The following is a 25402-nucleotide window of genomic DNA, read 5'->3' as shown; positions in this document are numbered from 1 at the left end:
GAACTACTCCTAGAGAAGGACTTCGAATACATGGCCAGCCCGTCATACCTTCAGAATGCGACGAACGATGAGCTCGCGCGCATGGTCACCGCCCTCACCGAGGAACTGTGGATCCTTCGTGACCGGGTGATGACCCTCGAACAGGTACTTGAAGACGCTGATGTCGTCACTGTCGACGACGTCGATCTGCACGAGCCCGCCGAGGCGCTCGGCACTCGGTTGCGTCGCGAGCGTCAACGCGTGATCCACAAGGTTCTCGGGGCACCCCTGCTGGTGGCGCGATAACTACTACGAAAGGTGCGCGGTATCCACAGTCTGACGACGGCATCGTTGCTTCCTTCGCCATCGTCGGTACCGAAATGCGTGTAACGATGGACACAATCTGCCGTGGTAAACGTTCAACCGCGCTAACCTGTCGAAGTTAAACGGAACGCGCAAAAAATAGCTCCAGAATGGTCTTTCAGAGCTGCGCCCTCGAGGCGTCATTCCCTCCGTGGAATCCAGTGCTTCCTTCGTGAGAGAAAAACGAAGGCAGGGCTATGCAAAAAAATCGAGTCATGATCATCGGCGCCGGACTCGGCGGTCTCGTGCTTGCGCACGGGCTCAGCAGTCGCGGCCTTGATGTCGCAGTGTACGAACGAGATTCGTACCCAGGCGAACGCCCCCAGGGATACCGGATCCAGCTAGGCGAACCCGGACTCGCTGGTTTACAGCACTGCTTACCGCCGCACCTGTTCGAGCTGTCGCTGGCAACCGCAGGATCACCTCCGCCGCGAGTAACCGTCCGAAATCGCCAGCTCGAAATGCTGTCGGACCCTGCCACATCCGCGCAAAGTCGGTCGGCGGGTGCCACTTCCCCTCGGTCGTTCAATCGCGCAACTCTGAGGGAAATTCTGTTGTCGGGCCTCGGGGAGAACGTGAACTACGGGGCGCAGTTGCTGAGCTACCGTCAGGAGGAGGACGGCACGGTAACTGCGGAGTTTGCCGATGGGCGGGTCGCGACTGCTGATCTGCTCGTAGGTGCTGACGGTGTCGGCTCAACGGTGCGCAAGTTTCTCCTTCCGGATGCCGAAGTCAAGGATGCCGGACTGCGCCTGATCTACGGCAGGATACCGCTCGACGCCGAAACATCGGAATTGTTGCCCGCGTGGGTATTCGAGAGCATCTTCAGCGTCGTAACTGCAGGACCGGGCCAACCGCATGTCGGTATCGGGCCGGTGCAATTTGACCAACGACCTGATCTGGCGGGGCTGGCCACCAATCCGCCGGTCAGGGTTACGGCCGTTGACGACTATCTCGCATTCATGGTCGGAGCTCCGGCCGACCATCCAGCCATGCCATCGGTCGGTGCGCTACGCCAACTCGACTACCAATCCCTCTATGGGGTAGCCGAAAAGCTTGTCGACGATAACTGGCACCCGGAAATACGCCAGCTCTTGGCACTCTGGGAAAAGGAATCGCTTCTGGCTCTTAGAGTCTCCACGGCGGCCCCGGTGCCGGTCTGGGAGCCGAGTCGCGTCACACTGATCGGCGATGCCATCCACGCAATGAGCCCGGTACTGGCGATGGGAGCAAATACCGCGATACGGGATGCTTCCGAATTGACTCGAGCGCTCTCCGATGCGGTGGCCTCTCAGGGCTCGCTGGTCGGAGCAATCTCCGGCTATCAAAACAGGATGGCAGAGTACGCCTCTGTGCTCGTCGCCGACTCACGAAGGACTGGTCAGGCGCGCGTCGGACAAGCTTGATCTTCGCAGCCTACGGTGGCATGAGTCTTTACGGCCGTTGAACCCCGACTACTCCGGAATCGTGTAGGGAGAACTCGGATCCGGAGTAGTGGGGTCGAACGGCGGCGGGTTGTTCGGGTCGAAGCTCGACGGCGGTACCGAACAGGTGGCGCCGACCTCGGGGTATGTCGTGGGGTTGAGTCGCAAGGCCGAGATGAACTGATCGATTCGTGGGTCGTCGGCACGCTCGAGTTTGAGTTGATGGCCCCACGACTGCAACGAGATCGGGGCGTCGAGCGTCGGATACGGAGACATCAGCGTGTAGCTCATTCCGTCGACGCGCTCGGCGAGTCGCTCGATGTCGCTATCCGACACCTGGTCGGGGTTGTACGTGATCCAGACCGCGCCGTGTTCGAGTGAGTGGACGGCATTTTCGGTTCGGATTGCCTGGGGGTAGACAATTCCCGTGCATTTTGCCCACACACTGTCGTGCTGACCACCGAACGGCGGTGAATGTGTGTATGCCACACGTTCATTGGGTCCGACATGCAACGCGGCCGAGTACTCGACAAACGTGACACCGTCAATTGCTTCTGACGGATCGGGATTGTCGGCGCTCGGAACAAACCGATCGGGGAGCGCTGTGCCCTGAACTGTCTGGGCACATCCAGCGATCCCCAGTGCTGCGGCTACCGCGATGATTGCCCGAATTCGTGTGTTCACTCCGCGATGATATCGGCAGTCAGGAACCCGTCGAACCCAGCGAACCCATTGAACCGGTTCCGGCACCTGATTCTGCGATCGCAGTGGCTCCCCGGAGAATTTTCAGTGGAGGTAGTGGGCCCTGATACGCCTCGGAACCGCTGATCAGATCGCCGTCGTCGTTGAACGTGATTGCCTCACCCTGCGGTTCGTTGGGAAGGGGAACTCGGATTGCTCTGGTGGACAGGGCTTTCACGACGTCGCCGTCCGGTGCCAGATACAGATACACATCCGTGTAGGTGCGCAGAGCCACCACTGTCCCGTCCTTGCTGACTGCGCCGCCGGTGACGGCCATCGTTCCGGCGCCGTTGATCGGCCCGCCCGGCGTCGTGGTCGGCGTGAACTGAAGGTGCCCGACTTTGCTCAGCGGTGTCGGTACCGATGTGTCGAGGCTGTGAACGCTGGTCCGATCGGCGGGCGTGTAGACGTAACTTGAACCGAGGTAGTCCTTGGTCACGATGACCGGTAATCCGTCGTTCTGGATCAACAGGGCCTCGGCGTCGTGCGCCCCGTCGGGATAGGACAGCGGGTGCGTCGTGGCTGTTGCAGTGTCGGGATCGAATCCGATCAACGCAACCGACGAGCGCACCTTGTTGTTGTCCCCGATATCGGCAAGCCACAAGGTGCCGTCGGCGGTGGAGTCGAGATCTTCGACATCGACGGTTGGCGCGCCCACTGAGACCCATCGAGTGACCTGGCACGTTGCGTCGAGTTCGGCGATCCGGTCGTCTGCACCGCTGTCCCCGATCGCGTACATTCGACTGTCCGACACGGCCAAACCGGAGAGTTCGGATAGTCCCGTATCAGTGGGTGTGCAAAGAACATCGAAACTGGTGGCGGCTTGCGCGGGCGCAGTAAGGCCACCGATGGTGACAGTCATTGCGGATGCGATGGCAACAGTTGCCGCCTTGCGGACGGTTCGTTGTTTCGATGTCACTGCGTATTCCTCCGTTGGGAGAAGTCGATTGCTACCGCTGCGAGACGCAACGGTCTCAGACTAATTGCGCAATCGGGACTTCGGTGGAGAATGCGGGACAAAGGTAACTGGACGCGGTGGGAGACCGGTGTGTCAGGCGGCCACGGTTGCCCTTCGTGACACGACCGCCTGAAGGATCTCGCCCGATCGCACGGCAATGTTCGACAGCAGTGACGAGGTGAGCCCGTGTGAGTGCTCCGTACCGCCCTGGAGAAAGATTGCCCCGTCGCAGTCCTGATTGGTTTTCAAGCGGTAGTCGCGCGTCACCGAAGGACCGTGCTGATCAAAATCATCTCTGTCGCACAGCGGTCCGAGGATGGCCGGTAGGTCCATGGGCTTGAACCCCGTCGCGTATACGACGGCGTCGTTGCGGAAAGTCTCGGTAAGCCCGGTAGGGCGGTGCTCGACGGTGACATTCACTCCGTCGGCATCTTCATGGACGTCGGTGATCGACGAAGCCCCATGGATGAACAGGCGCCGCGGGCCTTGTACGCGTTCGGCATACTCCAGCGCGTACAGCTCTTCGATCAGTGGCAGGTCGACCGCCGAATAGTTGGTTCCGCGGTGGTATTTGAGTAGTTGCTCCCGAACATCCGGTGACGACGAGTAGAAATCGTCAACAGCGACGGGGTCGAATATGCGGTTGGCGTAAGGGCTGTCGTCGGACGGGCTGTACCCGTATTTTCCGAAGACGGCGTGCACCTCGGCCTGCGGGTACGTCGAATGGAGATACCGTGCCACTTCGGCAGCGCTCTGTCCCGCGCCGACGACAACAAAGGAATTGTTGCGGACCGGCGGTAGTTCCGCCAGATCGAACAAGAGGTTGTGATTGTGGAACTGGCGGTTGGTGGGGGAGACGCCGTCGGGCAGTGTGGCCGTCAGCCCGCCGGCCATGACGATGTTGCGTGCTCTGAGCGTTCCTTCGGCCGTGCCGTTGGTCGTGACCTCGAAATAGTCTTCGGTGCTTCTGATCTCGACTACCCGAGTGCCGTAGTCGACGGCTGCGTCAACGGTGGCGGCTGCCCATTCCAAGTATTTGTGAAATTCGATCCGCGTGGGAAAGAAGGTCTGGTAGTTCACGAAATGACTCAGTCGCTCGTGCTCGGCCAAGAAGTTGAGAAACGTGAAGCGACTGGTGGCGTTGCGTTGTGTAGCCAGGTCCTTCAGGAAGGAAACCTGCATGGTTGTGTCAGGAATCAACATGCCGGGATGCCAACCGAATGCAGGCTTCGATTCGACGAACCGAGCGCAAATGTGGTCCCGCGAATCCCGAACCTCGTTGTACTCTCGAATAGCGATGGCCAGGCCCAGATTCGACGGACCGAATCCGACTCCGATCACATCGATTATGTCGTCATGGTGTGGTGTCGAATGGCCGGGTTGCATGATCTCCTCTTGATATTTTCGTGAAAATGTCAGTGAACCGTGTTGTCCACCTAAGGATATGAGAATTCGCGCGTGACCTGTATCAAGCAGCGATCGATGTCAAAGTATCAAAACTCGGCCACGCTATGTCGCCTACGTGCCCAGTGGACAGATGGGCGCGTCATGTGTCGAGATCGCTTTCGGCGACACCGAATGCGGTGAGAACGGTTCGGAATTTGGTGCGCGTCTCGCGCAATTCAGCCTCGGGATCGGACGATGCCACAATTCCTCCGCCGGCATACGCACGAGCAGACATGCCGTCGGCGGCGATCTCGGCACATCGTATGGCCACCATCCACTCGCCGTCGCCTGTCCGGTCGCACCACCCGATTGCGCCGGCGTAGAAGCCGCGATCGGATTCGGTCGCAGTGATGTGGTCTCGGGCCGAATCGGTTGGTGTCCCACAGATTGCCGGAGTGGGGTGCAATGCCAGCGCGAGTTCCAGTGCTGTCAGATTCGGATCGGCCAACACCCCCTGGATCTTGGTCCCGAGGTGCCAGAGTTGTGGTGTGCGAAGCAGTTCCGGAGTGTTCGGCGCAGAATACGACCGGCACAGCGGTCCGAGAATCGCGGTGATCGAATCGACTACAAAAGCATGCTCGGTCAAGTCTTTCGCGGATGCCACCAGTTCGCGGGCATTCGCCTCATCCTGCTGTGGATCAGGTTGGCGCGCAATCGAACCGGCGAGAGGGTGACACGTTACGACATTTCCGCGACGTTCAATCAGGACTTCGGGCGTCGAACCGACCAAAGAACGTCCGCGATATTCTCCGCCGGCCGGAGAGAGGTCAACACAAAATCCGTTGTGCGATTGATCGAGTGCGATCAATCGGCTTGCCAGTGTGGTGGGTGAGATCGGTGATTCCGTCTCGATTGTCAGTGAGCGTGCGAGAACCACTTTGTGTAGTTCGCCGGCCTGCAGTCGTGTGATCGCGCCGCGAATGCGGTCCGTGTGCGCGCGGGGTTTCGGTTCGAGATCGGTAACCCGGGCGGGAGGAAGATTGAACGGTTGATCGTGATGTAGGTCACCTCGAACTCGGGTGAAACTCAGCGGTGCAATGAGAGCGCAGGGGGTTGTCGGGGCGAATGGAATGGCGCCCACGACCGAGTCGATACGACCGGTTTTGAGGGCTTCCGTCGCGTCGAACGCCGAGTTGAATTCTTCGACAACTCCCGAGGTTCGAACCGACGTTTGCCTGCGTGAGAGCAAGAAAACCGAATCCGCGCTGGTGTCAGATCGGTTGGTGTGCAACGGGTATTCGGCGACTGCGGCGACTGCGAACATGGGCACCTTTCCAGGTTGATCGAGACCCTTACTATGTTGAGGCTAGCCTTAGTTGTCCGAAAATTGTGTTGCAGGTTTTGATGTTGTGTACTTGCGTACCAATGTGGTTAGGCTGTCCAAAGTCACCGCGGTTGTGTGAGGTCGAGATGAGGTTGATGCGATCCGCGCCGAGCGTGTCGATCACTACTTCGAGGAGATCAATGAGCAGCACCGTAGACCGCGATCGGATCGTGCGCGACGTCGCCGAGGTTCTGTCGATGAGGGCAGAACAACTCGGCGGCGACGCGGATCTCGGAGATGAAGGATTGGACTCGGTCCGCCTCATGACGCTCGTCGAACGCTGGCGGGCAGACGGGGCGGATGCAGATTTCGCGGAGTTGGCGGAAGAGCAGACGATCAATGCCTGGGCAGCGGTTCTGTGCCCCCGGTGAATTCGCGCTCTAGGGTTGCCGTTGTCACGGGCGCCGCTGCGGGTATCGGCGCCGCGGTGGCTCGGATGCTGGCCTCGGACGGGTACTCTCTGGCGCTGCTTGATCGTGATGGTGTTGAACTCAGCAGTGTCGCAGCTGAATTGGCTGTAACGTACGGCGGTGAGATCGTCACCTACGTCGTCGATGTGACTGATCGAGACGGCGTCGACATGGCGATCGAGTCGGTCGTCGAACGATTCGGAACGATCGATGCTCTGGCACACGCGGCCGGTGTACTCGATACGGGCGCTGTGCTCGACTCGGATCCGTCAGTGTGGCGCAACGTCTTCAACGTCAACGTCTTCGGATTGCTCAATGTCATGCAGAGCGTCGGACGAGTGATGCGTACGCGTCGGGTGGGTTCGATAGTCGTCGTCTCGTCCAACGCCGCGGGTATTCCTCGGATTGGTATGGGTGCCTACGGATCGTCCAAGGCTGCAGCAACGATGCTGGTCCGTACTGCCGGACTCGAACTGGCCGGCGACGGAATCAGGGTCAACGTCGTAGCTCCCGGGTCAACGGATACCGCCATGCAGCGTTCACTCTGGGTCGATCCTAACGGCGACGCGGGTGCTCAGGCCGTGATCGAAGGTAACCTCGCCGCGTATCGCCTGGGAATTCCGTTGGGTAAGCTTGCAACTGCAGCTGATATTGCCGACTCTGTGCACTTCTTGTTGTCCGATCGGGCAGCGCACATCACCATGCAGGCGCTGTACGTAGACGGTGGCGCCACGCTCAAAGCATGAGAATTATCCGTCGAATCTTCGAAGAGGAGTCTCCGCATGACTACGAGGATTGCCCGCGAGCCCTTGGCTCCGGTGGCACAGTATCCGCCCGAGTTGGTGAAACATTATCGTGAGCAGGGCTATTGGACGGACGATACGCTCGCCGGGTTTTTGACTGCTGCATCTGCACGTTTTCCCGACAACGAAGCCGTTGTGGGTCGTGACGGGGGTGGAGTCGATATACGCCTGACCTATTCCGAACTCGACCGTCGAAGTTCGGCGGTCGCCGGCGGTTTGTCAGCACTGGGCATCGGGCCCGGTGACCGGGTCCTGGTGCAATTGCCGAACATCGTGGAGTACACCGAGGCGCTGTTCGCCGTGCTGAAGTTGGGTGCACTACCGGTCTTCGGGCTGCCCGCGCATCGGCGTACCGAAATCGGATACTTCTGCGAGTTTGCTGATGTCGCTGCGTATATCGTCGCTGAGCGGCACGGAGGGTTCGACTACCGAACCCTCGCTCGCGACGTGATCGAGATGCTCGAAATGCCGCCGATCGTGATCGTTGCCGGCGAGGCCGGAGAGTTTGTCAGCTTCGGTTCGTTGAGGGAAAGCGAGGCGCTGGTACCGGCCTCCGTGGATCCTCTCTCGGTTGCGTTTCTTCAGCTTTCCGGCGGTACGACCGGTGTCTCCAAGCTGATTCCGCGCACCCACGCTGATTACCTGTATTCGGTGCGAGCATCCAACCCCATCTGCGGCGTCGACGAATCGACACGCATGCTGGTGGTACTTCCGGCAGCACACAATTTTCCGATGAGTTCGCCCGGAATTCTGGGCGTACTTCACGCGGGCGGCACAATTGTTTTTGCCCCGGATGCCATGCCGTCTACCGCTTTCCGGCTGATTGACCAGGAACGCGTCACCCATGCGTCTCTGGTACCGCCCATCGCATTGGCGTGGATGGCAGCTCCCGGCAGGTTGGATCATGATCTGTCGAGTCTGCGGGTTCTGGGCGTCGGAGGCGCGAAGTTCAGTGCGGAAGCCGCAGCTCGGGTTCGCACGGAACTGGGGTGCACGCTGCAGCAGGTGTTCGGAATGGCTGAAGGTTTGGTCAACTACACGCGGCTCGACGACAGTGATGAGCTGATCGTCGGTACTCAGGGCCGGCCGATCTCGCCCGATGACGAGGTGCGAGTTGTCGACGATGCCGGTGACACCGTCGGACCCGGAACCACCGGACACCTTCTGACCCGAGGGCCGTACACAATTCGCGGGTACTACCGCGCGGACGCCCACAACTCCGAGGCCTTCGACGCCGAAGGTTTCTACCGCACCGGCGATTTGGTCAGTGTCACCGAAACCGGGCATCTGATTGTCGAGGGCCGCGCAAAAGACCAGATCAACCGCGGCGGCGAAAAAGTGGCCGCCGAGGAAATCGAAAACCACCTGCTCTCACACCCAGCGGTTCACGATGCGGCCGTCGTCGCCGTTCCCGACGAATTCCTGGGGGAGCGGACCTGCGCGGTGTTGGTTGTCTCCGGTGAAGCGCCGAGCGTCGGCGATATCAAGCGATACATCCGTGCGCGAGGCGTTGCGGCATACAAGGTTCCGGATCGAGTGGAATTCGTGACGGAGTTCCCGGTCACCGGAGTCGGCAAGACCAGCAAAGCGGCGCTGCGCCGCGAAATCAGTGAATCGATAGCCGCTCAGATGTCCTGAGTTGTTCGATTCCACCTGACATCTCGAGGAGAATCTCATGGCTCTACCCACCGCGGTGCGATATGCGATGCCCACCGAATTTCCCGAAAACCGTGTCGACTGGACTCTGGATCGGTCGCGCGCTGTGCTGCTCTTGCACGACATGCAGGAATATTTCGTCAATGCCTACGACCGAAGTGTCGATCCTCTCGAGACCATGGTCCCGAACATCGACCGACTTCGCTCTGCTGCCCGCGCTGCCGGAATTCCGATTGTCTACACCGCGCAGCCGGGAGATCAAGATCCCGAGGAGCGAGCGCTGTTGTCGGATTTCTGGGGACCAGGTTTGAAAGCTGACCCCGCGCACACCGATGTGATCTCCGAACTGGCACCGCACCCGGAAGACGTGATGCTCACGAAGTGGCGGTACAGCGCATTCATCAAGACGGACCTTCGGGAACGGCTGAGCGCGAGTGGCCGCGATCAGCTGATTATCACCGGTATCTACGCGCACATCGGTTGTCTGACTACCGCTTTGGACGGGTTTATGCAGGATGTTCAAATCTTCTTCGTCGGAGATGCGGTGGCGGACTTTTCGTTGGAAGAGCACGTCGGGGCTCTCGAATACGCCGCAGGGCGCTGCGCTTCGGTCACCCGTACCGACGATCTGGTCAAGGCAATGAGTGCCGAGACCGTTCCGGCTTGAGCGAGAACAGCGACGGGCATTGCGCTTCGCCGTATTCTCGTGTGCGTGAAGACTCTGTTGGTGGTTCACCATTCGCCCTCGCCCACTACGCACGAACTGCTCGATGCCGTGCTGGCCGGCGCTCACGACCCCGAGATCGAGGGCGTCGATGTGAAGGTGATTCCGGCATTGGCCACGACTGTGCCGGATGTCCTGGCTGCTGATGGCTACATCTTCGGAACTACGGCGAATTTCGGGTACATGTCCGGAGCGTTGAAGTATTTTTTCGACACCACCTACTACCAATGCTTGGGCGCGGTTGCGGATCGGCCCTACGGGCTGTGGGTGCATGGCAACAACGACACGGCAGGAGCCGTGTCGTCGGTGCGCACACTTGCGGCCGGGATGGGTTTGGTTGCGGTAGCCGACGCACTCGAAGTGATTGCGCCGGTGGATAAGTCGATTCGGGAACAGTGCTACGAGCTGGGCGGAACGGTTGCTGCAACGCTGATGGAGTGAGAACTCCCGCAGTGTTTTGTTGACACTAGTCTGTTGAAGCTCCAACTCTCCCTGGACTATTCCATGGTCCAGGGCATCGACGTTCCCCATTTTTTCCAGATTTAGTTTAGGCTACCCATCGTAAGGTAAGGCCATCCTTGTATGGCGTTTGTCTGTAGACGAGGGGATCAGTGTGAGCGTTCTTCCAGGTTCGAACTCCAGCGTGCCGAGCAGCGATTCGTTGGCTCTCACAGGAGCTCAACTCGGGATCTGGAACGCACAGAGACTCGATCCCGAATCTCGGAGCTATCTCGTCGGTGAAGTGCTCGAAATTTCCGGCGACGATGCGATTGATACCGCACTTCTGACGCAAGCCATCAAGGCCACCATCGGTGAGGCCGAAACCATGCGCCTGCGGATGGTCGAGACCGAAGACGGCCCGCGTCAGATCATTTCCGACACCCCACTACGCGACATTCCGATCACAGATCTGCGCGCCGAGCGCGATCCCATCTCGGTCGCCAACGCGCTTGTCGACGCGGAGCGCAGTCGAGCATCCGAATACTGCCGCTTGATGGTGGACCGTCCGTTGTACACGTACTCGCTGATCAGGCTCTCCGATCGTGAGGTGTGGTGCATCCAGCTTTACCATCACCTGATCGTCGACGGATACAGCGCAGCCATGATCTCGCGCCGCGTTGCGGCTCACTACACAGCGTTGAAGCACGGAACCGAAATTGCGCCAACACGATTCGGATCGATTGCGCAGTTGGTTGCCGAGGACGAGGACTACCGCGCGGGCGAGCAGTTCGGCCGAGACCGCGATTACTGGCGCGACGTCCTGACTCCGTTGCCCGCGCTGGACGGACGCGGCCAACAGGTCGCAGGGCCCGCAGAACGAACCATCCAGGTTCGCGACGTCATCAGCGCGAAGACGCTGACCGACCTCAAAGCGGCAGCCGACGCGACGGGGACAACCTGGGCTGAGGCGCTCATCGCTTGCTATGGCGCATTCCTGCATCGATTGCTCGGTGAGACGGACGTCGTCATCGCGATGCCGCTCATGGCCCGCGTCGGACGTACGGCTCTGCGGACGCCCGCAATGGCGGTCAATGTCCTGCCCTTGCGTCTGACGGTCCGCAGCCATGACCGACTGAGCAACTTGAGCAAGCAGGTAGCGGAGTCGATGAAAAGCCTGCGCGCACACCAGCGTTACCGCGGCGAGAACCTGGCTCGAGATCTCGGTGTTGCCGGGACCGGCGCGTTGCTCCACGGAATCGGTATAAATCTCAAGGCTTTCGACTTCGCCTTGGACTTCGCGGGCGCCGTGGGGGTTCTGCGCAACGTAGCCGGCGGACCACCTGAGGATCTCGGTTTGACCGTGACGCCGATTGCCGACGGTGAAGTTCTTCTCGGCTTTGAGGTTGATGCCCGTACCAATACTCGTGATTCGGTTTCGCGCCGACTTGCGGGCTTTGTCAGCGTCATCAATGCAATGGTGGGGGAGGACGATCCCGCTGTCGGTCACGTGGATATGGTGCCCGCTCTCGAAGGCGCGGGACTGCTCGCTGATCGGGTGAGCGCGCCGATCGTGGGTCGCGTTGACCTTGTGCCCGATGTGTTCGATCAAGTTGTGGCCGACCACGCTGACACCACCGTCCTTGTTTGCGGCGAGGAGCGACTGACCGCTGCAGAACTTGGCGCACGAGTACATCGACTGGCGCGCGCATTGCGTGCACGAAGTGTCGGCCCGGATGACATTGTCGGAATAGCGCTTCCGCGTACCGCTGACATGATTGTTGCCCTACTTGCGACTCTCGATGCCGGTGCTGCGTACGTGGCGCTGGACCCACAGCATCCGGGCGAGCGACTGCGCGATCTGATCGACGACGCGCAGCCGAAGGTTGTGCTCACGACAGGCGCTGTGGCGGAACAACTCAGCGGGGATTCCCGGCCGGTCCCGGTGGTCATGGGTTCCAACACGTTCAGTGAGGAACTTGCGGGCTACTCCGATGTGCCCTTGGCCCCGGCAGAACTGGCGGCGGCCCGCCATCGAGATCATCTTGCCTACGTCATCTACACGTCCGGATCCACGGGCACACCCAAGGGTGTTCTGGTGCCGAGCGGCGGACTCGCGCATCTGTTGCATCATCACAGCGCGACGATCTTTCGCGATACTGCTGCCCGCGTCACCTACCGGCAGTTGCACACGGCGCACACAGCCTCCTTTGCCTTCGATGCCTCTCTCGACCAGCTGCTGTGGCTGCTGTGCGGTCACCGAGTTCACGTGTATGACGAGGAACTCCAGAAGGATGCTGCCGCACTGGTTTCCGCGTTCGCACGTGACAGGATCGATGTTGTTGACACAACCCCGTCGATGGCTGCGGCGTTGGTCGACAACGGATTGCTGACCGGGCCACAGCGTCTGGCGCTGTTGGTGGTCGGCGGCGAAGCTGCGCCTCCGGCGCTGTGGGACGCGATCATCGAAGCGGGCGTGCCGGCGCAGAACCTGTACGGGCCTACGGAAACCACGGTCGACGCCATTGCGACGGCCGTCGAGGGCGAGCGACCCCGAATTGGCTACCCACTGGCAGGAACTCGCGCTTACCTCCTGGACAGTGCTCTGAAGCCGGTTGCCGACGGCGAGCGAGGCGAGCTCTATCTGGCCGGACCACAGCTGGCCCGGGGATACCTCGGCCGGGCTGGCGCCACTACCGAACGATTTGTTGCCGACCCCTTCGGAGCTCCGGGCGACCGCATGTACCGCGCGGGCGACGTGGCACGTTGGGTTCCAGGTTGTGGATACGAGTTCATCGGTCGCAGCGACAAGCAGGTGAAAATCCGTGGCCATCGCGTCGAATTGAGCGAGGTCGAAGCAGTTCTCGGGTCTGTGCCGGGCATCGGGGCTGCGGCTGCACTGATTTGGACCGAGGGTGGACGCCCGACCTTGGTCGGTTACGTCGTCCCTGCTGCCGGGGTAACCCTGCAGTCGCAGGAAGAATTGCGCCGCGATCTCGCCAGTCGGGTTCCGGATCATCTGGTTCCGTCTGCACTTGTTGTTCTGGACGAACTTCCGGTGACGGTCAACGGAAAGCTCGACCGTGCGGCGCTGCCGGCGCCGGTCGCCGAATCGGAAGGTCGGGCTGCTTCCACACCACGCGAGCTGATCCTTTGTGATGTTGTTGCCGAGGTTCTGGGACGGGATCGCGTTGGTACCGACGAGGATTTCTTCGGACTCGGCGGGGACAGCATCACCGCCATCAGCATCAGCAGTCGCTTGCGTGTGCGCGGATTGATCATCGCGCCGAAAGAACTTCTTGCTCAGCGTGATCTGGGAACCATCGCGGCGGGGGCGCGTGATGTGGCCGACGAAAAATCATCCACGGTTGCAGTGGTCGACGTGGCTACCGGTTCCGTTGTTGCACCGCCGATCGTTCGCGCTCTGACCGACAAGAATCTCACCGACGATTCCATCGCGGGATATGCCCAATGGACTGCGGTACGTATCGACGAAGTGCTTACCCGGGGCGACGTGCAGTCCGGGGTGCAGGCCATCCTCGATCGACACGACGCCTTGCGGCTATTGCTGCGCCGCGGAACCGGTAGCAGCGCAACCGAGGTGATCGTTCGAGAGTCGGGTGCCGTGCGAGCGGACGGACTCGTCTCAGAAATCTCCGGGTACACGGATGCCGACCAGATCTGTCGTACTGCCGAAGCCGCGGCGGATGAACTTGATCCGCGAGCGGGCAACCTACTCCGGGTCATTGTGGTGCGTACCGAATCAGATCAACCCGATCAGTTGATCGTCGTTGCGCACCATCTGATCGTCGACGGGGTTTCCTGGCGGATCCTGCTTCCCGATCTCCACGAAGCGACCGACGCTGCACGCGAACGCAGGTCGGCCAAGCTGGGTACCGCGGGAAGTTCATGGCGTCGATACGCGGGGCTCCTGGCGGACTTCGGCACTTCGGGCAGCCTGCGATCCGAACTCGATTACTGGACTTCGGCGTCCGCTTCCATCGATGATGCGCCGATCGGCGGGCGTCGTCTCGACCCTGCCATCGACATGGTCGACACCGCGTCGCGCACGACGACTGTTGCGTCCGCCGAAGTGACGGAAGCATTGTTGACGACTCTCCCCGCGGCCTACCGGGCACGGGCCGACGAGATACTGCTCGCCGGCCTGATGTTGGCGCTGCGCTCCTGGCAGCACAGTCGCGGACAGGTGTTGGGTGACTCGCAGAGCGTGACCGTCGAAGGCCACGGCCGCGACCCGCTTACCAGCGAGAGCGACTTCGCCGGAACAATCGGATGGTTCACCAGCGAATTCCCGGTTCGAGTTCCTACCGGTGCAATTTCGACCGCGGCCCAACTCGCCGACGCGCTCAGTGGCGGTTCGGCCGCTGGGCATCTCCTTCGCGGTGTCAAGGAATCCAAGCGAGCAGTTCCCGGTGGCGGGGTCGGCTACGGAGTGCTGCGCTATCTGGATCCCGTTGCTGCACCCGAGCTTTCCGGATCGCACACTCCCGAACTCTTGCTCAACTACCTCGGACGCTTCCCGTCCTTGCCCGGAACCGGATGGCGACTGCCCGAGCACGACGCGTTCTCGGTGGTCGAGCCGGCGACGAAGGTGATGTCGGAAGTGCTGGCGCTCAACGCATTTGTCCGCGAAGACGGTGCGCCCCAGTTGTCTGTCGAATGGACCGCGGCCGGCGGTGTGCTCGACGCCGCGACCATTACGCAGTTGCAGGAACAGTGGGATCAGGCGCTGGCTGCGCTCACTGCCCACGCTGCTCTCTTCTCCGGCGGATTGACGCCGTCGGACTGCTCGGCAGAGTGGGTGGATCAGGACGGCATCAACGAACTCGAGTTGATCCACGGTCCGCTCGCGGATGTTCTTCCGCTGTCACCACTCCAGGAAGGGCTGCTGTTCCACGCAATTCGAGACGGCGCCGCAGATGTATACACCCTGACCGCGCGTTTCGATCTGGGCGGGCCGCTGGACGAAGCGCGGTTGGCTGACGCATTCGAGACCGTGATCGACCGGCATCCGAACTTGCGCGCTGCCTTCCATTACGAGCAGTTCGCCCGCCCGGTACAGGCGATTCCGCGTGCTGCGAAGGTAGCTTGGCGCTCGGTGGACCTGACGTGCGTACCGGCGGCTGCAGCACTTCGTTCGGCGGATCGACTGGAAGACGAGGCCGCAGGGCACGTCTTCGACGTGAGCAGGCCGCCGTTGTTGCGTGCTCTCCTGATTCGTCTGCCCGGCGACGTGCATCGGCTGATTCTCAATGCGCATCACCTGCTCACAGACGGTTGGTCGACTCCGATTGTCTTGCGTGAGTTGATGAACGTCTACCACGACGGCGACGTAACTCTGCAGACGCCGACGCCGTACCGCGATTACCTGGCATGGATTGCCGACCGTGATCGAGACATTCAAGAGGCGGCGTGGAGTGAGCGTTTGCGTGGCCTGACTTCCCCGACACTCGTTGCCAGCGAGAAACCGGCACGCGGCGTGGCAGTGAGTGTTCCGGTGCCGCTGCCGAAGTCTGATGAGAAAGCGCTGATCGACCTCGGACGTATGCGCGGGTTGACCATCAACACACTGGTCCAAGGGGTATGGGCAGCAGTGCTGGCTGAGGTGACAGGGCAGTGGGACGTCGTCTTCGGCGCTACCGTGTCCGGTCGACCTGCCGATCTGTCCGGGGTGGAAGGAATGGTCGGGCTGTTCAGCAACACGATTCCGGCCCGCCTGCACATAACGGCGGACGAGCCACTTCTGGAACAATTCGCCGGGCTGCAGAGCGCACAGTTCGATATTCAAGACGTGGAGCACACGAGTCTGGCCGAGATCGAACGCATAGCCGGCATCGGGCAGTTGTTCGACACCTTGCTGATTTTCGAGAACTTCCCGAACTCCGGTGCGGGTCAGCCTGATTCGCACACACTGCGCGTCAACGGATTTACGAATCATGGTCTCACGCATTACCCGGTGACTCTGATGGCGCCGCCGAGCACGGGTCTGGACCTCGTGCTGTACCACGATCCCGCGGCGGTTTCCGGCATGATGGCCCAGCGCATTGTCGCCAGGCTCGGTCAGATCCTCACCGGGCTACTGACCGCGCCGATGGCGCCTGCGTCCGAGGTTCTGACGGTTGTTCCGGTGGCTCGAACCGTTGCAGCCCTGCCTGCGCCGATTGCTTCTCCGGGTATTGCACCAGCTGACGCGGACCCTGCGGTCCTCGAGGCAGTGTGTCGTTGTGCGGTAACGGTGCTGGAACTTCCCAGCGTGCATCCGGACGAGAATTTCTTTGCGCTCGGCGGGCATTCTTTGACTGCGATGCGATTGGTGGGAAGTCTGCGCAAGCTGGGCATCCGCGTCGTCGTCTCCGATGTCTTCGATACTCCGACACCGCGCGGACTCGCTGCTGCGGCACAGATCGACTACTCGAAGTTCGCGGTCGGGGACGTCGTAACAACGTCTGCCTCCGTCGTGGATGAGTTGGAGTCGGTACGTCTTGCCGCCGCTCCGGGCGATCTCGATCACGAGCAGTACTGGGTCAAGGCTCTCGCAGGCTTGCCGCTCGAACTGGACCTTCCCTACGACCGACCGCGAGGTACGGCGTACCGCGCGCACACATACATCCGGCAATTGAGCATTGGGATCGATCACGAGAGGATACTGATCGCGGCCGTTGCAACCACTCTCAACGCATTCGGTGGCGGCCGCGACATCGCACTCGGCCTCGTCGACAACAACACCGAGAACGTGATTCGGATAAATCTGAACGGCAGGCCTACCTTCGGTGAGATTGTGGCTCGGGTCGGAGATGCAGTTTCGGGAGCGTTGTCGCATGGCGACGTGACGCTCGATCGCATCGCGGACCTCCTGGACCGGCCCCGCGCCAGTTTGTTTGCCGCCCGAGTCGGTCATCTGGCCGACGACCACGTCGACCTCGAATTTGTCTATACCGGAACTGAACTTCGGCTGACGGTCAACGCCGAGTTGTTCGACGCCGTCACCGCGGATGCAATGCTCGACGGCGTGAAGTCGGTGCTTGATGGGGGCGCCGATGTTGTCGTCTCGGACCTTCTCTTTGCGGAGGGTGAACCGCGTTTTGATCCACCACGGCGTGAGGTGGCGCCGGCGGGAATTTCGCTGCTATTTGCACGGCAGGTCGAGCGCATCCCCAACGCAACTGCAGTTGTTTCCGGCAGTTCTACGCTCACCTACCGGGAGCTGTCCGCCCGCGTGGACGAGGTGGCACGAGAACTCGTCGCTGCCGGTGCCGGGCCCGAAAAGGTAGTGGCGGTCGCGTTGGACCGGACGGCGGATCTGGTGGCCGGACTGCTGGCAGTTCTACGCATCGGAGCGGTCTATCTGCCCCTCGATGTCGACTACCCGGCCGAACGCCTCGAGTTCATGATCGAGGACGCGGCACCGGTGTGTGTTCTCACGAGTACTGATGTCGCCGGACAACTTCCGCCCGCTGCGCCGGCGATGGTTCTGGTAGACGGTGAACTCGCTGCGCCGGGCGTTGTGCTTCCCGCACCACGACCCGCTGGTGAACACCTCGCCTACGTTATTCACACCTCAGGGTCGACAGGACGACCCAAGGGCGTGATGGTCTCCACGGCAAACCTCGCGGCATTCACGGACACTGTCATCGAGGACCGCTGGATCAGGCCTGGTGATCGCATTGTTGCTGTGACGACGGTGTCGTTCGACATTGCGGCGTTGGAATTGCTGTGCCCCCTGGCCGCCGGCGCAACTATCGTTCTTGCCGATCGCCGGACGGTCCGAGATCCGGATGCGTTGCTGGAGTTGATTACCGGCAGCGGGGCGACCGTCATGCAGGCAACACCGTCGCTGTGGCGAGTGATGTCAGAACACGAAAATGTGCAACAACTCGGTCAGGTCCGAGCGTTGGTGGGCGGAGAAGCGCTCCCGCAGGATCTGGCTGACAATCTCGTGCAGTTCAGCTCGGCTGTGCGAAACGTCTACGGGCCCACCGAAGCAACCGTGTGGGCGACGTCAGCTGTGCTGGCACTCGGTGCTCGGGTCACAATCGGGCGACCGTGGAGCGATGTTCACGTGCGAGTTCTGGACGACGACCTGCGCGAGGTTCCGGAAGGTGTTGCCGGCGAGCTGTATCTGGGTGGCACCCAGGTTGTGCGCGGATACCTGAACCGGCCGGATCTCACGGTCGCGCGGTTCGTGGCTGATCCGAGTGTGCCGGGCGCACGCCTGTATCGCACGGGTGACCTGGTGCGACGCCGCCTGGGAGTGCTCCACTTCTTGCGCCGCGCAGATGATCAGGTCAAGGTTCGTGGTTTCCGCATCGAACTCGGTGAGGTTGAAGGTGCGCTGAACGCGGTGAGCGGCGTGTCCCGTGCCGCGGCCACCGTCCGGGTGGACGCGGCCGGAACGGGCAGTCTGCACGGATACGTGGTTCCTGGCGGAGGCTCGGTCCTCGATTCGGTGCTGGTCCGCAAGGAAGTTGCCCTTCTCCTGCCCGAGCACATGGTGCCGCAGACGATCACGGTTCTGGACTCACTTCCGTTGACGCTCAACGGAAAGATCGACCGTAAGGCACTGCCGGAATCTGCGCCGGATCAGATTCGCCGTCCGTTGGTGACAGTGGACGCCGATCGTCGGGCAAGTCTCGATTCCCTCAGTCCGGACTGGCAGGACGTCTTGCCTCTGGGACCATTGCAGGAGGGCATGTACTTCCAGTCGGTACTCGACGGGGCAAGTGGTACCGACGCATATCACATGCAGCCACGGTTCGAGTTTTCCGCGGACGCCGCGGTGGATGCGTCCGCATTGCGCGCGGCAGGCGATGCACTGTTGCGTCGCTACCCGAATCTGCGCGCAGGATTCACACACGCCGGCTTCGATGCGCCGGTCCAGTTCGTTCCGCAAGCTGCCGCGATGCCGTTCCGCGAAGTGGATCTCACCGGTGTTGCCACTGATGAACTGGATTCTGTGGTCCAGACTTTGGACGAGGCAGAGTTCGGCACACTCTTCGATTTGAGTGCTCCGCCGCTCATCCGGATGGTCCTGGTGTGGCTACCGGGTGGGGGAGCGCACCTCGTCTTTACACAGCATCACCTGCTGACCGATGGTTGGTCACAGACATTGATGTATTCGGAACTGTTTGCACTGTACGAGTTCGCGCGTTCGCAGGGCACCGATCCGGTTCGCCTGGACACAGCGCTGGATGAACCCGCCGATTTCCGTGACCACCTGCGATGGCTCGCAGAAACAGATCGCGCGGAGGCGTTGTCGGCATGGAAGAATTATCTGGCAGACCTCGAGCAGCCGACGCTCCTGGGCGGTATCGGCTCCGGCGGAAGCGCGCCGCTTCCGGTATTCACCCGAGTTCTGTTGGAACCGAGCACTACCCACGCTGTTCGGGACCTTGCCCGCCGTAGCGGCGTAACACTGTCCACCGTTGTCTCCGCTGCCTGGGGCTTGGCATTGCGCGCGGTGACGGGCCGCGACGACGTCGTTTTCGGTTCGACGGTGTCCGGACGCTCACCTGATGTGGACGGCGCCGATCGGATGGTGGGATTGGCGCTCAACACCATTCCGGTGCGTGTTCAGGTGCGGCCCGGGGAGAGGATTCCGGAACTGCTCGGTCGCCTGTTCCGTGAACAAGGGTCCATGCTCGAACATCACCATCTCGGTCTCGGCGATGTTCAGCGCGCCGCAGGGTTTGCGGCGCTGTTCGACACGCTCTACGTCTTCCGCAATACCCCGCGTGATGAACAGGGACGTCGGAACACGTTCGAGCGCAGCGGAATCGTGGATTTCGATGCAGTGGACGGTACTCACTACGCGCTTACATTGGATGTTGATCCCGCAGTTCGAGAGCACGGAATTGGTGACGCCTCGATGTCGCTCGTACTGGAGAACCGGCCCGATCTGGTTCCCGCCGACGTTGCACGGGACCTGCTGGCCAGAACCGTCGCGATCCTCGAACTGATCGCGAGTTCCGATGTGACGGTTGCCGATACCGCTGTTCCGCTTTCGGGCACCCCCGTCGAGTTCGCGCCGCCTCGTGTCCGGATGCCACTTCCCAGCGAGCCCGGCGGCAGCGTCGACGCGCTACTGCGGGAGCGAGCGCTGGCGACACCGGACGCGACCGCGCTTGTTTTCGGCGACGTCACACTGAGCGCCGCAGAGATGAACACTCGTGTTGATCGGTTGGCACGGATCCTGGCTTGGGCGGGTGCAGGTCCGTCCAGCGTTGTGGCGCTGGCTCTTCCGCGTACTGCAGACCATGTTGTCGCGATCTTTGCCGTCATGCGGACCGGAGCCGCATACCTTCCGCTGGACCTGGCACATCCGCCGGCGCGATTGCGCGAGTTGATCGAGGACAGCAATGCGGCGCTGGCGATCACGACCGATGAGCAGCGTGATGTTGTTACCCCGGAAGGATATCCGTGCGTAGTCATCGACACGCCGGGTGTGTCGGACGTGCTCGACGGGCGAGTCGACGCACCGGTTGTCTCCGAGTCAGCGGTCGGTGGACCGACGACGGCGGATCAACCTGCGTACGTCATCTACACGTCCGGTAGTACCGGCAAACCCAAGGGCGTTGTGGTGGGTCACCGCGGCTTGACCACGATGTATCACAACCACAAGGCCGAAATTTTTACTCCCACCGAGAAGAAGGCCGGACGTCTGCGCATTGCGCATACGGTGTCGTTCTCGTTCGATATGTCCTGGGAAGAACTGTTCTGGCTGCTTGCCGGCCATGAAGTTCACGTGATCGACGAGCAGGCCCGCTTGGATCCGGGGTCGCTGGTCAAGCACTACCGTGACGTCGGCATCGACGTGGTGAACGTGACGCCGTCGTATGCACGGGAATTGATGGCAGCGGGTCTCCTGGACGGTGAACGAACCCCAGCGCTGGTCATGCTCGGCGGAGAAGCCGTGCCCGCGGAATTGTGGTCACGATTGCGCGATCAGGAGGGCGTCGACGGCTACGACTTGTACGGACCGACCGAGTTCACGATCAATGCGATGGGGTCGCCCGTGCAGGGAAGCGCCACGCCGTGCCTCGGCCGACCAGTGCGTAATGCTTATGCGCGAGTGCTTGATTCGGGTCTGCGTGAAGTTCCCGTTGGAGCAGCGGGGGAGTTGTACTTGTCCGGTGACGGCACGGCTCTGGGTTATCTTCACCGAACCGCGCTGACGTCCTCGGTGTTTGTCGCCGATCCGCACGTACTGGGTGGGCGCATGTATCGAACGGGCGACATGGTTCTGCGGCGCCGGGACGGTGAACTCGAATACCGGGGCCGCGCAGATCATCAGGTGAAGATTCGAGGGATTCGAATCGAGTTGGGTGAAGTGGAAGCAGCGCTCACCGCGTGCCCCGGAGTGCTTCGCGCGGCGGCAACGGTTCGCAGCGAGAACGGTACGGCGCCACGTCTGATCGGATATGTGATTCCCGAAGCCGGTTGTGCGCCTGGTGATCTTCGGCCGTACTTGCGCGAACGTGTTCCGGCGCATCTGGTTCCGTCCGATATCGTCACGGTGGACTCGATCCCGTTGACCCCGAACGGAAAACTGGACCGGGCGGCATTGCCGGCGCCCCCGCCGCGCGAGGCGGCACGGGCGCCGCGCACAGACGCCGAAAGGCAACTGTGCCAGGTCTTTGCGCGCGTTCTCGGCGTCGAAACCGTGAACCCGGAGGAGAGCTTCTTTGATCTCGGTGGCGATTCGCTACGGGCGATGCACTTGGTCGGCGAGGTCGAACACGACCTCGCGATCACCGTCGGCGTCGGGATATTGATGGCGCATCCGACAGTTGCCGAACTTGCGACACATCTTGCTTTGTCGCCGCACACAGACCACACAGTGGGAAACACAGTGAGAAACACAATGGGAGATAAAAAATGAAGTCCACACCACCGTTCGCGACACGGAGTAGGCGACGTCCCGCCGCTATCGCGGGACTGATGATCGTCGCACTCATGGCGATGGTCGGGTGCAGCAGTGCGTCGTCGGACGAACCTGCCAAGGCAGATGAGCCCACGACGCGCGTAGTCCAAACTGACAAGGGAGCCGTCACCGTGCCGGCTTCCGCTGAGCGCATCGTGGTGCTCAGCGGCGGACTCGCCGGTTACCTCTACGCTCTCGACGCTCCGGTGGTTGCCACCGATACCCGTGTCCTCGGCGTGACCAACCTCGAGGGTGGATTCCCGCCGGCATGGTCGGATGCAGCCAAGAAACAGGGCACCACGGAACTTCCCGCTGGTGAGCAGCTCAGCGTCGAGGCCGTTGCCGCAGCCAACCCTGACCTGATCATCGGTGGTGGACAGGGTGTTACTTCTGTCCAGGCCGAGGAACTTTACGACAAGCTCACAGCTATTGCACCGACAGTTCTGGTCCCGCGGACCGTCGCGGCTTGGGACAAGCAGCTCGAGATCGTCGCAGACGCAGCGGGCCGTTCCGATCAGGTTCCCGCCCTCATGGCCGCCTACGATGCCAAGGTCAAAGACGTCAAGGGCAAGATCAAGATTCCGGCCGGAAACGTCGTCTACATCCTCTCGCTTGCCAACAACAAGCCGTACCTCGTGCCGCCGACGGCAGCCCTGCCCGCCATGCTCAGCGAGCTCGGGTTTGTTGCCGACGACGTCATGACCAAGGCTGGTAACCCGCAGCTCTTCGGTTCGGGTGACTCGTTCGAGGTCAGCCCGGAACTGCTGTCGCAGGTTGCCGACGCGCCTGTCGCGTTTGTCATTCCGGTGTCCGGACGTCCGATGGCGGAACTTGCTGCAGATCCGCTGTACTCGCAGTTGCCGTCCTTCAAGGCCGGTACGACGTTCGAGCTCCCCGCCACCAGCTACCGTCCTGACTACGACGGCGCAATGGCGACTCTCGACCTGATCGGTCAGACCTTCGGATGACCCGACTCGGTGGGCTGGTGATCGATGTTTCACCATTGCGGACCAGCCGTCCCTTCCGGTACGCCTTTTCCGCACGATTGATCTCGCTGCTCGGGATCGGCCTGCTCGTCGTAGCAGTTCCCGCGCAGACGTACCAGCTCACCAAGTCAACCTTGCAGGTTGCCGGAGTTTCCACCGCGATGGCTGTCGCGATGTTCTTCGGTAGCCTGTTCGGCGGTGTGCTCGCCGATCGATACGATCGGCGACGCACCATCCAATTGGCCCGCAGCGCTGCGGGTCTCGGATTTATCATTCTCGGATGCAATGCGCTACTGACGCATCCGTCGATGTGGGTCATCTACGTCGCAGCGGCGATCGACGGATTGGCCGGCGGTATCAGTAGTTCGGCGCTGATGGCATTGATGCCGACGTTGTTGCCGCGCAACAAGATGGCGGCAGCCGGCGCACTGGTGGCGCTGACCACCGATATCGGGACGATGATCGCGCCGGCTGTCGCCGGCGTGATCATCGCTGCCGGAGGCATTCCTTTTACGTACTTCGTAGCCGCAGCGGCCACGGCCGGAACTGTCACGTTGTTCCAGGCAGTCGGCCCGGCCCCGGCGCCGGGAACTGATCATGAGAGCCCAATTCGAGCTCTTGTATCAGGGGTGAAGTTTGCGGGCAGCCATACCGTCATTCGGGGGATCCTGATCAGCGGACTGTTGGTCATGTTCGTCAGTGGGCCGATGGTGCTACTTCCGGCTTTTGTCGATCAGGTGCTCGGCGGCGGGCCCACGATGCTGGGTCTGCTCTACGCAGCGCCTGCGGTGGGCGCTGTTATCGGGTCGTTGACCAGTGGATGGACCGGACGTGTTCACCGCAACGGTGCGGCCATGCTGATTTCGGTCGCCTTCATGCCGGTCGGGCTTATAGTTCTCGGGGCGTCGGGTGCTGCGGTTCTCGCATTCCTGGGTCTCGCAGGCTTCGGGCTCGGACGAGCGCTCAACGATATTCTGAGATTTGCGGTACTCCAACAGAACACACCCGACGAACTTCGCGGCCGAGTGTCGAGTCTGTGGATGGTGCAAGCCGTCACAGGTACTGCCATCGGGTCGATGGCAGCCGGATTCCTCGGGCAGTGGCTGGAACCGGGAACTGCACTGTTGGCCTTGGGTATTGCCGGTTCGGCTCTGGGGTTGGTGCTTCTCGGGACGCTCGGTTCGGTACGGCGGGCAACGTCGGAAGTTGTCGAAGTGGATCTTCGTGAAAGTCCGGAGCCGGTAGGCACGGCACAGCAGGAAAAGGAAGGCAGTTCATGAACCGAGGAGATCACCTCGCGACCATCGCCGAAGTTCGGGCCGGCGCCAGCGGCGTAAAAGTGCCGTACCCCATCGGTATTCGCGAACTCGAAGTTGTTCGCAGTGCCATGGTCGGTTCCGGGTTGCTGCGCCTGACGTTGGTTGGCCCTGAATTGGCGGGCTTCGAATCGCACGCCCCCGACGAGCACGTACGGCTGGTGTACCCGGATGCCGACGGCACCGTACGTTTGCCGCAGCGTGATGGCAACGGTCTGAAGTGGCCTCGCCCACTTCCCATTTCACGTGAATACACCGTACGGAGGTACGACGCCGACCTGGGGGAGTTGGACCTCGACTTCGCGCTCCACTCCGGCGGGTTCGCCTCTGACTGGGCCATTGCGGCAACTCCCGGAACCCGGGTTCACGTGGCGGGTCCGCCTGGTGGCGTCGTCGTTCCGTGGACGTACGACCGCTACCTACTGGCCGGCGACATCACCGCGTTGCCTGCTATTGCTCGTTGGTTGGAGATGCTTCCGGAAGCCTCCGTGGGATGGGCGTTTATCGAGGTCACCGATGCGTCGCAGCAGATCGAACTGGCCGCTCCCGAGGGCGTCGAGGTTCGGTGGTTGCACCGCGGCGACGTTCCGGCTGGGCATTCCGACCTGCTCGAGCGTGCAGTTCGAACGGTGTCCGTGCCGGAAGGCGAGCGCATCTACGCCTGGGTGTCGGGTGAGGCCACGAGCCTCAAGTCGATCCGACGGTTCGTACGCGACGAGCTCGGATTGAGCGCCGGTGACCACTTGATCACCGGCTACTGGAAGCGAGGAGTTGCTGACTTCGACGAGGACGACGACGAGCCCATTCCTTCCGCCCCGATTGGCCCAGTGTCGTTGCCGGACACACAGGTTCCGGTGCAAGACCAGGCGAAGTCGACCGCAATCGGGAAATGA

At 61.6% G+C, this 25402-nt stretch carries 15 protein-coding genes; 11 read left to right on the top strand and 4 right to left on the bottom strand.

What is annotated here, in order from left to right; translation table 11 throughout:
• Positions 1 to 30 precede the first annotated feature (30 nt).
• Both QM600_RS08650 and QM600_RS08645 read left to right on the top strand, forming a co-directional pair.
• On the top strand, positions 31 to 285 hold the full coding sequence (locus tag QM600_RS08650) for a hypothetical protein (RefSeq protein ID WP_283261052.1): 255 nt from the start codon (positions 31 to 33) through the stop codon (positions 283 to 285).
• Positions 286 to 539: 254 nt separating this feature from the next.
• On the top strand, positions 540 to 1748 hold the full coding sequence (locus QM600_RS08645; protein WP_283261051.1) for an FAD-dependent oxidoreductase: 1209 nt from the start codon (positions 540 to 542) through the stop codon (positions 1746 to 1748).
• 48 nt (positions 1749 to 1796) lie between these two features.
• Here QM600_RS08645 and QM600_RS08640 read toward each other — a convergent pair whose 3' ends face one another.
• From QM600_RS08640 to QM600_RS08625, 4 genes are all read right to left on the bottom strand, one after another.
• Entirely contained in the window at positions 1797 to 2450 is a 654-nt protein-coding gene (locus QM600_RS08640; protein WP_283261050.1) for a thioredoxin-like domain-containing protein, read from the bottom strand.
• A gap of 19 nt (positions 2451 to 2469) precedes the next feature.
• Complete coding sequence (locus QM600_RS08635; protein ID WP_283261049.1) at positions 2470 to 3426, bottom strand: NHL repeat-containing protein; 957 nt, start codon at positions 3424 to 3426, stop codon at positions 2470 to 2472.
• 132 nt (positions 3427 to 3558) lie between these two features.
• Positions 3559 to 4851 (bottom strand): lysine N(6)-hydroxylase/L-ornithine N(5)-oxygenase family protein, encoded by a 1293-nt coding sequence (locus QM600_RS08630; protein ID WP_283261048.1) that lies wholly within the window; start codon positions 4849 to 4851, stop codon positions 3559 to 3561.
• Between the two features lie 160 nt (positions 4852 to 5011).
• Positions 5012 to 6175 carry an isochorismate synthase gene (locus tag QM600_RS08625; RefSeq protein WP_283261092.1) on the bottom strand — a complete coding sequence of 388 codons (1164 nt, stop codon included), beginning with the start codon at positions 6173 to 6175 and terminating at the stop codon, positions 5012 to 5014.
• A gap of 200 nt (positions 6176 to 6375) precedes the next feature.
• Here QM600_RS08625 and QM600_RS08620 point away from each other — a divergent pair, with 200 nt between their 5' ends.
• The 9 genes from QM600_RS08620 to QM600_RS08580 all read left to right on the top strand — a co-directional run bounded on the left by QM600_RS08620 (position 6376) and on the right by QM600_RS08580 (position 25402).
• On the top strand, positions 6376 to 6606 hold the full coding sequence (locus QM600_RS08620; RefSeq protein WP_283261047.1) for a phosphopantetheine-binding protein: 231 nt from the start codon (positions 6376 to 6378) through the stop codon (positions 6604 to 6606).
• Complete coding sequence (locus tag QM600_RS08615; RefSeq protein ID WP_502942916.1) at positions 6603 to 7391, top strand: SDR family oxidoreductase; 789 nt, start codon at positions 6603 to 6605, stop codon at positions 7389 to 7391. Before QM600_RS08620 ends, QM600_RS08615 begins: the two co-directional genes overlap by 4 nt.
• A gap of 36 nt (positions 7392 to 7427) precedes the next feature.
• Positions 7428 to 9086, top strand: a complete 1659-nt coding sequence (locus tag QM600_RS08610) for a (2,3-dihydroxybenzoyl)adenylate synthase (protein WP_283261045.1) — start codon at positions 7428 to 7430, stop codon at positions 9084 to 9086.
• Between the two features lie 37 nt (positions 9087 to 9123).
• Positions 9124 to 9771 (top strand): isochorismatase family protein, encoded by a 648-nt coding sequence (locus tag QM600_RS08605; RefSeq protein ID WP_283261044.1) that lies wholly within the window; start codon positions 9124 to 9126, stop codon positions 9769 to 9771.
• A 45-nt stretch (positions 9772 to 9816) separates the two neighbouring features.
• Positions 9817 to 10269 (top strand): flavodoxin family protein, encoded by a 453-nt coding sequence (locus QM600_RS08600; protein ID WP_283261043.1) that lies wholly within the window; start codon positions 9817 to 9819, stop codon positions 10267 to 10269.
• A 172-nt stretch (positions 10270 to 10441) separates the two neighbouring features.
• Positions 10442 to 22165: a non-ribosomal peptide synthetase gene (locus QM600_RS08595; protein ID WP_283261042.1), complete on the top strand. Its 11724-nt coding sequence runs from the start codon at positions 10442 to 10444 to the stop codon at positions 22163 to 22165.
• Positions 22162 to 23175: an ABC transporter substrate-binding protein gene (locus tag QM600_RS08590; RefSeq protein WP_283261041.1), complete on the top strand. Its 1014-nt coding sequence runs from the start codon at positions 22162 to 22164 to the stop codon at positions 23173 to 23175. The genes QM600_RS08595 and QM600_RS08590 overlap by 4 nt, the downstream gene beginning before the upstream one ends.
• Positions 23172 to 24473 carry an enterobactin transporter EntS gene (entS, locus tag QM600_RS08585; protein ID WP_283261040.1) on the top strand — a complete coding sequence of 434 codons (1302 nt, stop codon included), beginning with the start codon at positions 23172 to 23174 and terminating at the stop codon, positions 24471 to 24473. The genes QM600_RS08590 and entS overlap by 4 nt, the downstream gene beginning before the upstream one ends.
• Positions 24470 to 25402, top strand: a complete 933-nt coding sequence (locus tag QM600_RS08580; protein ID WP_283261039.1) for a siderophore-interacting protein — start codon at positions 24470 to 24472, stop codon at positions 25400 to 25402. The genes entS and QM600_RS08580 overlap by 4 nt, the downstream gene beginning before the upstream one ends.

It is taken from the genome of Rhodococcus sp. IEGM 1379, assembly GCF_030056815.1.
Taxonomy (GTDB): Bacteria; Actinomycetota; Actinomycetes; order Mycobacteriales; family Mycobacteriaceae; genus Rhodococcus_F.
The sequence above is the reverse complement of the archived record's forward strand: the minus strand, read 5'-3'. Positions and strand labels throughout refer to the sequence as shown.